Raw genomic sequence first — 12,007 nt, 5'->3', positions numbered from 1 at the left:
AGGAGGAATGGCTTTATGATTATCCCCTTGCCAGATACGACCACGCGCAAAATCTCTAAAAAGCTCGTGGAGATGCAGGAGCATTACACGCTCACGACCGGCCGCGTGCTTACGCTCATCGTTATGACGGAAGAAGGCGATGACCTTGACAACCTGCTCACTTCAGTACGCGATGCCTCCCACGAGCACCCCTCCCGCGTCATCGTCATCGCCACGGGCTCCCTCGAAGAGGAAACCCGCCTCGATGCTGAGCTGCGCGTCGGCGGCGAGGCTGGTGCCTCGGAAATCGTCGTTATGCACCTCCATGGCGCCCTCGCCGACCAAGCAGAAGCAGTGGTTACTCCCCTTCTTCTTCCGGATACACCGATCGTTGCTTGGTGGCCTACTGCCTGCCCGCCTGCGCCCGCAGCCGTACCCATCGGTGCTCTAGCCCAACGCCGCATCACTAACGTGGCTTTCGGCAGCGGTGTTGATCAATACGACCTTCACGTGCTGTCCTCCGGCTATAAGCCGGGTGATTCCGATATGTCCTGGGGCGCCATTACCCTGTGGCGTGGCATCATCGCCTCTGCTCTTGACCGCCATCCACACGAGCCTGTCAATTCGGTGGAGATTTCCGGAGCCGAGCACCATGCCGCCGTCGATTTTGCGGCCGGCTGGCTGCTCGACGCCCTTTCCGTCCCCGTCACCCGTAGAATCTCGGAATGCGAGGCAGGCGCCTTCCCGATTACCTCCTTAGTCTTCCGGCGCCCCACCGCGGATATCACTGTCATGGCCGTCGACGCCACGACGGTTAAGGTCAGCGTCCCCGGTTCCCCAGAATCGCTCGTGAGCCTCGCTGTGCGTTCCGAAGCGGAGGTGCTCTCGGAAGAGCTGCGCCACCTTGATTCGGATAGGACATACGCCCATGCTCTCCGCGCCTTAGCGCGCGTGCACTACAGTGTGTAGGCGTAACTATTCCATCGTTTCCCCAGTCCCATCATTCAGAAGGATCTTTCTTCACCATGGTCACGCTTCGCCGCGTTAGCGACATCGACGAGCTCATATCCTCCGCCGCACTCGCCTTTATTGAAACGATTGCAGCGATTCAAGCCCCGGGCGGTGGCCTGCACAAGGACGGAGTAGCACGCGTAGTCCTCACCGGTGGTGGTGCTGGAATCGGTGTCCTCCGCGAATTGGCGCGCCTCCACGAAGCTGCCGAGCAGCAAGGCGGCGACTATCCCGCATTGGCCGTGGACTGGACGCGGGTCCATGTCTTCTTCGGGGATGAGCGCAATGTTCCGGTCAGCGATTCGGATTCCAACGAGGGACAAGCTCGCGAGGCTCTTCTCAGCAAGGTCGGTATTCCAGAACCGCACATTCATGGTTATGACTTGGGTGCGGTATCCATGGAGCACGCCGCCCAAGCCTATGAAGGCGAGATTCGTGATTTTGCGCCGGAGGGCTTCGACATTCACCTCTTGGGCATGGGACATGAGGGCCACATCAACTCTCTTTTCCCGCGCTCGGAGGCAGTCTATGAGGATACGGACTATGCATTTGCTGTCCATGATTCCCCTAAGCCCCCGTCGGAGCGTGTCACGCTGACCTACCCCGCTATCAATCGCTCTCAACGTATTTGGTTCCTTGTCTCCGGTGAGGAGAAGGCCGAAGCTGCGTCCCATCTCGTAGCCGGGGCCGCGGCTGAGGATTGGCCTGCCGCAGGTGCGCGGGGCACCGAAGAGACTCTACTTTTCGTAAGTGAAGACGCCGCACAGCAGCTTTAGCGCCACGGTTCCCCGGTCGCTTGAAGCCTAGGAAAAAAGAACGCCGCGTTCCCTCCTCCATGAGAGGAAGCACGCGGCGTTCTGCGTTGTTGTGGCCGTAGACCAGCTGGCGGTTTTAGCTGCTATATGCCTGCAGCAGGTTTAGGGCTACGATGCAAGCGAGCCAGATGACCACCATGACCACGGTATAACGGTCGAGGTTCTTTTCAACCACGGTGGAACCAGACAAGTTGGACTGCACACCGCCACCAAAGAGACTGGAAAGACCGCCGCCCTTACCTTTGTGCAGCAGCACGAAGACAGACATCAGGATTGCGGCAATCACGAGGATGATTTCCAGTGCCAAGATCATGAAATAGTTCCTTGTTTTACGCGTTCGTTCATTTTATGTGGTGGTGACAGCCTATGCCGTCAGCCCACGGAGAAGAGGGCGCCAAGAGCGGGCGCAATAATCTCCGATAATACACCACGTGGCGGGCCAGATACCATTCCGACCCGCCACGGCTCATGAGCGTTATGCTAGCTGGTATGAGGGCTATGCACCCTGGGCAGCGTTAGCCGCCAGCTTGGCAAACTCCTCGCCCTTGAGAGAAGCACCGCCAACCAGGCCGCCGTCGACGTCCGGCTTGCCTACGATCTCCGCGATGGAATCCACCTTGACGGAGCCACCGTAGAGAATGCGGATCCCCTCGGCCACCTCATCGCCGCCCAGTTCACGGACGAGCTCGCGAATAGCGGCGCACACTTCCTGCGCGTCCTCAGCGGAAGCAACCTTACCAGTACCGATTGCCCAGACCGGTTCATACGCGATGACGGTCTTGGAGAGGTCCTCGCCAGAAAGGCCTTGCAGGGAGTTGCGGGTTTGGGTGACCACGTAATCCACGTGGGTGCCTGCCTCGCGCACGTTGAGCGGCTCGCCCACGCAGACAATAGGGCTGATGCCGTTAGTCAGAGCTGCAGCGGCCTTCTCAGCAACCAGCTGGTCGGTCTCACCGTGGTACTGACGGCGCTCGGAGTGGCCAACGACTGCCCAGGAGCATCCCAGGGCGGAGAGCATTTTGCCGGACACCTCACCGGTGTATGCGCCGGACTCATGCTTGGAGATGTCCTGTGCGCCGTAGGTGAACTGCAAGTCGTCGCCGTCGACCAGCGTTTGCACAGTGCGGATGTCGGTGAACGGGACCATGAACGCCACGTCAACCTTCTCGTAGTATTCCTTCGGCAGAGAGAATGCGAACTTCTGCAAGGAACCAATAGCTTCCTTGTGGTCGAGGTTCATCTTCCAGTTACCTGCGATAAGCGGGGTACGTGCCATGATTAGCCTTTCTAAATCAGACTGAGTTGACGGTTTAAGTGCTTAGGCTTCCAGGACCTTGACGCCCGGCAGCTCCTTGCCTTCAAGGAACTCGAGGGAAGCGCCACCACCGGTAGAGATGTGAGAGAAGCCATCTTCATCGAGGCCGAGCAGGCGGACGGAAGCTGCGGAGTCACCGCCGCCAACGACGGTGAAGGAACCGTTCTTAGCGGTGGCGTCGATGATCGACTGTGCCACACCGGCGGTGCCCTTGGAGAAGGCCTCCATCTCAAAGACACCCATTGGGCCGTTCCAGAAGACGGTCTTGGAAGAAGCGATGACCTCGTCGAACTCCTTCACCGACTCCGGGCCGATGTCGAGAGACTGCCAACCCTCCGGAATACCGTCCAGGGCGACGACCTTGTTCTCTGCCTGAGCATCGAACTCGGTTGCAGCAACGAGGTCGACCGGCAGGACAATCTTTTCACCGAAGCGCTCGAGCAGCTCCTTGCAGTTGTCAATCTGGTCTTCTTGCAGCAAGGAGTTCTGGACGTTGTAGCCCTGCGCAGCCAAAAGGGTGTAGCACATGCCGCCGCCAATGATCACCTTGTCGGCCTTGCCGGCAAGCGCTTCGATCACACCGAGCTTGTCGGAAACCTTGGCGCCGCCCAGAACGACCACGTACGGGTGCTCTGGCTTCTCTGCTACCGCAGCCAGGGTTTCCACTTCCTTCTGCACCAGCTTGCCGGCGTATGCTGGCAGGCGCTTGGCGACGTCGTACACAGAGGCCTGTGCGCGGTGAACAACACCGAAACCATCGGAGACGAAGGCACCGTTGTCCGCAGCCAGGGCGACGAGTTCATCGGCGAAGGCGCCGCGCTCAGCCTCATCCTTGGAGGTCTCGCGCGGATCAAAGCGAACATTCTCCAGGAGGAGAACATCGCCATCGTTGAGGCCGTTGGCGCGCTCGTGAGCGTCTTCACCGCTGACGTCGCCGGCAAGGGCAACGTACTGATCCAGCGCCTCGGAGAGAGCCTCTGCGACTGGCGCGAGGGAGTACTTCGGGTTTACTTCGCCCTTCGGACGCCCCAAGTGTGCCGACAGAATGACCTTCGCTCCCCCCTCAATGAGCGCCTTGATAGTCGGCAGCGAGGCGGTGATGCGGCCAGAGTCGGTGATGTTTCCTTCATCATCAAGCGGGACATTGAAGTCAGAACGAACAAGGACGTGGCGGCCGGAAACGCCTTCTGCGAGCAGATCGTCCAAAGTCTTGAAAGCCATTGTGTTCTCCTTAAAGGTGGGTACTCAAGCTAAAGGTTAATGCTATTCAATTAGAAAGTGTGCCGGAACCTGATTCGCGATGTGCGTGAAAGCGCGTACTCGTTCCTTAAAGACGACTACCGGCCCAGCGCACGCCACATATTCAGAGATAGTAGGCGCGGCGCGTGGGCCGGTATCTAGCCCGCGGTGCTTCCGCAGGCAATCACAGCTTGCTTCACTGTGCTCATTTCAGAGGGCGAAGCTTTAGAGCTTAGAGGCAACCAGGGAGGTGGTGCGCACAAGCTGGCTGGTGTAGCCCCACTCGTTGTCGTACCAGCCGAGGACCTTGACGAAGTTTCCGTTGGAAACCTTGGTCATGCCAGCATCGAAGATGCAGCCGTGGGAATCGGTGATGATGTCGGTGGAGACGATCGGGTCCTCGGTGTAGCCCAGGGTCTCGCCGAACTCGCCAGTGGCGGCTTCCTTGATAGCAGCGTTGATTTCCTCAGCGGTGACGTCGCGGGATGCCTGGAAGGTCAGGTCGGTAGCGGAACCGGTGATGGTAGGAACGCGCATTGCGTAACCGTCCAGCTTGCCCTCCAGCTCCGGCAGAACCAGAGAGACAGCCTTTGCTGCACCAGTGGAAGTCGGAACCATGTTGACGGCTGCGGCGCGGGCGCGGCGCAGGTCGCGGTGCGGAGCGTCCTGGATGCGCTGGTCACCGGTGTAGGCGTGGATGGTGGTCATCAGGCCCTTCTCGATGCCGAACTTCTCGTGCAGGACCTTGGCCATCGGTGCCAGGCAGTTGGTGGTGCAGGATGCGGCGGAGATGACATTGTGCTTCTCAGCGTCGTACTCATCGGAGTTAACGCCGTAGACGAAGGTTGCGTCAACGTTCTTGCCCGGTGCAGAGATGATGACCTTCTTGGCGCCGGCCTCGATGTGAGCCTTGGCAGCCTCACCATCGGTGAAGAAACCGGTGGACTCGATGACGATGTCGACGTTGTACTCGCCCCAGTTCAGGTTCTTCGGATCGCGCTCTGCGGAGACTGCAATCTTGTGACCGTTGACAGTGATGGACTCGTCGTCGTGCTCGATCTCACCGTCGAAGCGGCCCAGAACCGAGTCGTACTTGAGCAGGTTGGCCAGGGTTGCGTTGTCCGTCAGGTCGTTAACTGCGACGACCTCGAGGTCGTTGTTGCCCTGTGCGACTGCACGGAAGAAGTTGCGGCCGATGCGGCCAAATCCGTTGATACCTACGCGAATGGTCACTGTAATGTCTCCTCAGATAATCGAGTGAAGTTCAATTGTGGGGGCTTCCGAGACTTTGTCTTTATAGGCAGTGCGGTGGACCGTTCTTGCGGCACCGTTGCCCTGCCACTTCCGTGACGTGCTCGGTGGTTTTCCCAACACGGCCGATAGTACCCACGGATTTTGCATCCTGCAGTGCGCATTCAGGTTCCCAACCAAGATGCTCGCACGAAAGGGCAAAGGGGCGTACACTAGATGGACCGCTAGTTACTTAAGACAATCCCCCAAACGCACACACCTGCAGATATGCCCGTTTATGTGGGATTGTGTTGGCCCTAAAGAGGGCAAGGTGGGATATCTCACTAAAGCAAAAAAGAGCGGGTGAATCCAAAAATAAACCGGTTATCGCCGGTCATAAATTCACCATCGATAGTCAAAAAATTGCCCCAGACGGTCGCGATGGTGCCCGAACGGGCACAACATTCGACTGCGTCTGGGGCTAAAACGAGAGACTAGGATTCCTCAAAAAGTTCCTCTGTCACTGCCTTCGTCGTATCCGGCACACCAAGTTCCTTCGCGCGCTTATCTGCCATAGAAAGCAGGCGGCGAATACGCCCAGCCACCGCGTCCTTGGTCATCGGCGGATCAGCCAAGCGTCCGAGCTCTTCCAAGGAAGCTTCGCGGTGCTGCACGCGTAGGCGGCCGGCGTCCGCGAGATGTTCCGGGACGTCATCGCCCAAGATAACCATGGCGCGTTCGACGCGAGCCGCAGCTGTAACTGCCGCACGGGCAGAACGGCGTAAGTTGGCGTCATCGAAGTTGTCTAGGCGGCGGGAGGTGTCATGGGCTTCGCGTTGGATACGTTTCTTCTCCCACGTCAGTCGAGTCTCTTGGGCCCCCATTCTGGTCAGCAACGCACCAATGGCATCGCCATCACGCACCACGACGCGATCGGCCCCGCGGGTCTCCTTAGTTTTCGCCGCTACACCCAAACGACGCGCGCAGCCTACGAGAGCGAGTGCTGCCTCCTGGCAAGGACAGGTCACCTCCAGCGCTGAAGACCGGCCCGGCTCGGTTAGCGAACCTTGCGCCAAAAACGCGCCGCGCCAAGCTGCTTCATTAGCCGCAACAGAGCCGGAGATTACTTGCGGTGGCAGGCCCACGACTGGGTGACCCGAGCGGGTCACCAACCCCAGGCGCCTAGTCAACTCCTTGGCCCCGGTAGTGATTCGCACCTGCACTCTGCTCTTTTTAGAGGATGCGGCGAGGCCGGCTACGTGGGTGCTCGCAGAAATCGAATACAACTCGTCGAGTGCGGTGACCAAGCGAGTGGCTACGCTCTTCGATTCCAATTCGACCTCGTACATCACCCTATCTCCGGTGATGTGGAGCTCGCCGGCGAACCTGAGGATCGCGGCAACCTCCGCCGCACGAGCGGACTGGCGCGGTACGGACACCGCCGTAAGTTCCTCCTTGACCTGATCGGTCAATGACGCAGACACCTCGTGCCTCCCCTTTCAACTCTTGATGTAACTCACCGCAGAAAGCAGCAGTGGTGCAACTGGCCCTAGAAGGGCCTTGAGCTCGTGCATACACAGCACGCACCACCGCGCCTGTGAAGCGCAGCGACGCTGCGGTGAGCGATGAATGCCACTTAGTCTATCGTGCACTTAGCCGCGGTGAGTGCCCGGGGCACCCGCTGAAGAATCGCGCTGAGCGGCATAGTCGGTATAAAGCTCAGTCAGTACCTGCGCGAGCTTGTCTGGGCAATGCTTGTTGAGAGAATGTCCGTTCTCATCGCTCTGGCACACATCGCGGAAGACCGCCGTAGCACCGAGCACGCTGGCCGCACGCTGCACGAAAACTCGCTCCGACTCATTCGGAAGACCAGAACCATCGACGATTACTTTGTCTACCCGCAGGTTTGGCGCATGCTGCGCTAAGACGTGCAGGTGGCGCTCAGCTGAAAAGCCCTGGGTCTCCCCTGGTTCCGCGGAAAGGTTAAGTACCACAACGCGAAGCGCATCCGAGGACGTAATTGCGTTGACAATCTCCGGTACGAGGACGTGTGGAAGCACCGAGCTAAACCACGATCCCGGGCCCAAGGTGATGAGGTCCGCATCGCGCAGGGCCGCGATGGTTTCCGGATTGGCCTGTGGCTTCTCCGGGATGATCCGGACGCGGCGAACCTGCCCCACGGTGGACGCCACGGCGACTTGGCCGCGGACAGAGCGCATGATGCGGGGATCGTCGTCAAGCCCGGCCACGTCGGCTTCGATATCGAGCGGCAGATTCACAGCCGGCAGCACGCGGCCCGCAGACTGCGTTAGCCGTCCCACCGCGTCAAGCGCCGCTTGGAAGTCCCCCAAGACCTCAGTGAGTCCGGCAATGAGGAGATTACCCACCGCGTGGCCGGCCATGGCGCCGGTGCTTTGGAAGCGGTGCTGCAGCGTTGAGGCCCACATCTGGCCCTCCTCTGAGTCACTCGACAACGCGGCGAGCGCCATGCGCAAATCACCCGGCGGAATAATGTCCATCTCGCGGCGCAGCCGTCCGGAAGAACCGCCGTCATCAGCCACAGTGACGATGGCAGAGATCGCCTCCGCGCCGGTGCGGCGCGCAGCCAAAAGGGTTTGATAAAGACCATGGCCACCGCCCAGGCTAGCCATGTGGGTAGGGAGAGACGTCACGGAAATATTAGCTTTCGGTCATCCAAGGGTAGGGAATGAATTTTTATCTTATCGCACCTAATCCCGGGCGATGTCACGGTGCAGTGTGCTCACATCCAGATCCCCGCGCTCCCTGAGACGGCGAGCAATCTCCTCCGTAACGGCCACAGATCGGTGATGCCCACCGGTGCACCCGATGCCTACGGTAATGAAGTTCTTGCCCTCGTGCCGGTAGCCGGAAAGCATCGAGTCAAGCATGGTGATGAAGTGATCAATGAAGGGTTCAGCGGCGTCCTGGGAGAGGACGTAGTCTGCGACCGGTTCATCAGTACCGCGGTATCCCCGCAATTCAGGCACCCAATAAGGATTGGGAAGGAAGCGGACATCGACGACAAGATCTGCGTCACGCGGGGAGCCATGCTTGAAGCCGAAGGACTCTAACGTGACGTGCTGTAGCTCATGACCCATCTCGCCGAAAGAGGCCTCGATCGCGCGGCGCAGGTCGTGGACAGACAGATTGGTCGTATCAATGATGATATCCGCGCGGTCACGGATGGACTGTACTGCTGCGCGCTCGCGCTGAATGCCCGCCTTGAGGGTTTCCCCGTCCTGCAGCGGGTGCGTACGACGAACTGAATCGAAGCGGCGAATGAGCACATCATCCCGCGCGTCGAGGAAAAGCAGTGTCGGTTTCATGTCTAACTGCTCGAGTTCATCAAGAGTTTCTGCCAAGGAACCCGGGAACAAGCGGGAGCGCACATCGGTCACCGCGGCAATTTTAGAAACCGGGGATTCCGGGCTCGCGCACAACTTGAGTAGGTCAACGATTGCCTTGGGGGGAATGTTGTGGGCTACGTAATAGCCTTTATCCTCCAGCACTTTAGCCGCCGACGTCAGGCCACCGCCTGACATGCCGGTGATCAAAATGGGTGGGGAATCAAACAGCGTCATGGCTTCCATTCTTACCACCTATTCAGAGTCCTCGGTGGGAATTATCTCGACAGCCAAGCCTTCTTAGGAAGCGTGAAGATGATCAAATACTGTTTGCGCTAACTTCGGCCCGAAACCCTTGACCTCAGCAATCTCTTCCACGCTGGCTTCTTTGAGCTTCTTCACCGAACCGAAGTGCTTGACCAGGTCAGTACGACGCTGGGGCCCCAAGCCCGGAACGGCATCAAGAACCGATGAGCGCATACGCTTCGAGCGCTGCTGGCGGTGATAGGAAATGGCGACACGGTGGGCTTCATCACGGAGGTGCTGGAGCAAGAAGAGCGCCTGAGAATTGCGGGGCAAAATCACCGGTTCATCATCACCCGGAACCCACACTTCTTCTAGGCGCTTCGCCAGACCGATGAGGGTTACGTCCACGATGCCGAGTTCGTCGAAAACCGCCTGCGCCGCAGCCACCTGCGGTGCGCCTCCATCCACAATGAAAAGCTGCGGTGGGTAGGAGCTACGTTTGGTCTGGCTCGCCGCCTCTTCGTGCACCATCTCTTCGGCGAAGGTAGTGTTCTCCAGCTCCTCGTCCGGAACCGCTCGCTTGTCATCGTGGTGATGCTTGAAGCGGCGGCGAGTCACCTCAGCGATGGAACCGACATCGTTGGAGCGTCCATCACCCGCAGCCTCCTTGATGCGGTAGCGGCGGTAATCAGACTTGCGTGGCAGGCCATCTTCGAAGACCACCAAGGAAGCCACGACATCGGTACCTTGAATGTGCGAGATATCCGTACACTCAATGCGCAGCGGCGCGGAATCCATGCCTAGCGCCTCCTGCAGCTCCTGAAGTGCTGCGGACCGGGCAGTCAGATCGCCCACGCGCTTGAGCTTGTGCTGTTTCAGCTGCTCCTTGGCATTCCTCTCGACGGTCTCCATCAGTGCGCGCTTGTCGCCGCGCTGCGGGACGCGCAAGTCAATCTGGGCGCCTCGCAACTCCTCGAGAACAATCTTGACTTCGTCAGCTTCATCTGGAAGGGCTTGGACCAGAATCTCGCGAGGAATGGCGTTACCCTGCCGTGTGTCAGCATGGGATTCTTGGTCCACTCCCCTGCGCTCCAACTTGGCGTCCTCGGCAGCCTCTTGGCGCTGACGCTCGACGGCATCCGAATAGAACTGGATGAGGAAGTTCTGGATCAGTGCCGGCAGACCCGGATCTGCTTGGCCCTCCTCCACCACGTCTGTCGTTGCCTGATCACCAGAGCGCTCGACCACCCAACCACGCTGACCGCGGATGCGGCCCGAACGTACGTGGAAAATCTGCACCGCCGCTTCAAGTTCATCGGAGCTAAACGCGATGAGGTCTGCATCCGTCCCATCGGACAGAACCACGGCTTGCTGCTCCATCAATTTGTCTATCGCGCCGAGGTCATCGCGCAGGCGTGCTGCCAACTCGAACTCTAGGTTCTCCGCCGCCTCCTCCATGCGCTTAGTTATCCTCTTGCGCACCGGGGCGGTATTGCCATTCATGAAGCTGATGAGCTGGTTGACCGTCTCGCGGTGTTCCTCGGGGCTGACGCGGCCAATGCAGGGAGCATCGCACTTGCCGATGTAGCCCAAAAGACACGGCCGTCCTAAGCGCTCGTGACGGTTATACACACCCTTGGCGCACGTGCGCATGGGAAAGATTCGAGTCAGAAGATCGAGGGATTCGCGCACCGCCCAGGCATGGGAATAAGGGCCGAAATAACGCACTCCTTTGCGGCGTGGGCCGCGATAGAAGAACGCACGCGGGACGGTCTCCCCCACAGATACCGCGAGCATAGGGTAGGTTTTATCGTCGCGGTACATGACGTTGAAACGTGGATCGAAGCGCTTGATCCACGTGTACTCCAGCTGCAGTGCTTCCACCTCGCTGGCCACCACAGTCCATTCGACTGAGGCCGCAGTCAGAACCATCTGGCGGGTTCGCGGGTGCAGTTGGGTGATGTCCTGGAAGTAGTTTGATAGCCGCGCGCGCAGGTTCTTCGCCTTGCCCACATAGATGACGCGGCGGTTCTCATCGCGGAACTTATAAACGCCCGGATCCGTGGGGATGCTTCCGGGCGCGGGGCGGTACTCAGAGGGATCAGCCACTAGTCATCCTGCGGCATGTAGCGGGCTTCCAGGTCACGGAAAGAGCGGACCTTGGTGATGACGTTCTGCTTATCACCTGACTGCAGGGCCCAAACCGGCACGTATTCGAAGTCAGGCAGCTCAATACGCGCCATGCGTGATCCCTCAGGGAAAGATAGGCCGTAGATGACCTGCCACGGGTAGAAGCGGGTTCCTAGAATGTTGCGGATCTCTACCCCATCAGAGTTCGCGCGGAGTCGCGGCCGAGTCAATGCCAACCACGACAGGATCGAAATCACCACGCCCACCCCGGGGAAAGCGAACTTATCAATAGTCGTCACCGTTGCGCCGGTAAAAGACAAGCCCACAGTGAAGCCCATAAATAAGTGCGCTGCCATGACGAGGATGATCCAGATGATCGCCACCTTGCGCAGGTAAGGCGACGTCGCTTCATATTCCCAAGGCTTGGATGAGGTCTGGGCAAAAGGATCAGCGCTGGTATAGGCCAACAACTGCTCCTCGCTCATGCGCGGTGCGCCCCCCGCAGAGCTCGATGCGGCTGGCCGCAAGGATTGCGAGGACGAATTGGCGTGAGCTGACTGTTCCCGCTCTTCATGGCCCAAGGGCACCTGTGGGTCCGTCATCGAGTTTTCCATCTCCTCATCACTCCGCTGAGGCAGGCCACGGCTCTGTGCTGATATGCAGGGCGCCGTGGTTGC

At 59.3% G+C, this 12,007-nt stretch carries 11 protein-coding genes; 2 read left to right on the top strand and 9 right to left on the bottom strand.

Features of this window, described 5'->3' with window-relative positions; translation table 11 throughout:
• The first annotated feature begins 15 nt into the window (after positions 1–15).
• Together HMPREF2781_RS00525 and pgl are read left to right on the top strand one after the other, a co-directional pair.
• Complete coding sequence (locus tag HMPREF2781_RS00525; RefSeq protein ID WP_070643476.1) at positions 16–948, top strand: glucose-6-phosphate dehydrogenase assembly protein OpcA; 933 nt, start codon at positions 16–18, stop codon at positions 946–948.
• A gap of 56 nt (positions 949–1,004) precedes the next feature.
• The gene (gene pgl, locus HMPREF2781_RS00520) at positions 1,005–1,766 is read left to right on the top strand and encodes a 6-phosphogluconolactonase (RefSeq protein WP_070643473.1); all 762 of its coding nucleotides are present in this window, start codon (positions 1,005–1,007) and stop codon (positions 1,764–1,766) included.
• Positions 1,767–1,881: 115 nt separating this feature from the next.
• Here pgl and secG read toward each other — a convergent pair whose 3' ends face one another.
• The 9 genes from secG to HMPREF2781_RS00475 form a co-directional block, all read right to left on the bottom strand.
• Positions 1,882–2,118 (bottom strand): preprotein translocase subunit SecG, encoded by a 237-nt coding sequence (secG, locus tag HMPREF2781_RS00515; protein WP_070643470.1) that lies wholly within the window; start codon positions 2,116–2,118, stop codon positions 1,882–1,884.
• A 183-nt stretch (positions 2,119–2,301) separates the two neighbouring features.
• Positions 2,302–3,081, bottom strand: coding sequence for a triose-phosphate isomerase (gene tpiA / locus HMPREF2781_RS00510; protein WP_070643467.1), 780 nt, complete (start codon positions 3,079–3,081; stop codon positions 2,302–2,304).
• A gap of 42 nt (positions 3,082–3,123) precedes the next feature.
• Entirely contained in the window at positions 3,124–4,341 is a 1,218-nt protein-coding gene (pgk, locus tag HMPREF2781_RS00505) for a phosphoglycerate kinase (protein ID WP_070643464.1), read from the bottom strand.
• Positions 4,342–4,584: 243 nt separating this feature from the next.
• Positions 4,585–5,592 (bottom strand): type I glyceraldehyde-3-phosphate dehydrogenase, encoded by a 1,008-nt coding sequence (gene gap / locus HMPREF2781_RS00500; RefSeq protein WP_070444886.1) that lies wholly within the window; start codon positions 5,590–5,592, stop codon positions 4,585–4,587.
• 491 nt (positions 5,593–6,083) lie between these two features.
• Positions 6,084–7,073 carry a DNA-binding protein WhiA gene (whiA, locus tag HMPREF2781_RS00495; protein WP_070643463.1) on the bottom strand — a complete coding sequence of 330 codons (990 nt, stop codon included), beginning with the start codon at positions 7,071–7,073 and terminating at the stop codon, positions 6,084–6,086.
• A 168-nt stretch (positions 7,074–7,241) separates the two neighbouring features.
• Complete coding sequence (yvcK, locus tag HMPREF2781_RS00490) at positions 7,242–8,240, bottom strand: gluconeogenesis factor YvcK family protein (RefSeq protein ID WP_070643462.1); 999 nt, start codon at positions 8,238–8,240, stop codon at positions 7,242–7,244.
• 78 nt (positions 8,241–8,318) lie between these two features.
• Positions 8,319–9,200 (bottom strand): RNase adapter RapZ, encoded by an 882-nt coding sequence (rapZ, locus tag HMPREF2781_RS00485; RefSeq protein WP_070643459.1) that lies wholly within the window; start codon positions 9,198–9,200, stop codon positions 8,319–8,321.
• A 54-nt stretch (positions 9,201–9,254) separates the two neighbouring features.
• Complete coding sequence (gene uvrC, locus HMPREF2781_RS00480) at positions 9,255–11,309, bottom strand: excinuclease ABC subunit UvrC (protein WP_070643457.1); 2,055 nt, start codon at positions 11,307–11,309, stop codon at positions 9,255–9,257.
• Positions 11,309–11,815: a PH domain-containing protein gene (locus HMPREF2781_RS00475; RefSeq protein WP_236659274.1), complete on the bottom strand. Its 507-nt coding sequence runs from the start codon at positions 11,813–11,815 to the stop codon at positions 11,309–11,311. Before HMPREF2781_RS00475 ends, uvrC begins: the two co-directional genes overlap by 1 nt.
• Positions 11,816–12,007 lie beyond the last annotated feature (192 nt).

Source organism: Corynebacterium sp. HMSC062A03 (genome assembly GCF_001811145.1).
GTDB classification, from domain to species: domain Bacteria; phylum Actinomycetota; class Actinomycetes; order Mycobacteriales; family Mycobacteriaceae; genus Corynebacterium; species Corynebacterium aurimucosum.
This window is presented reverse-complemented; position numbering and strand designations above follow the sequence as displayed.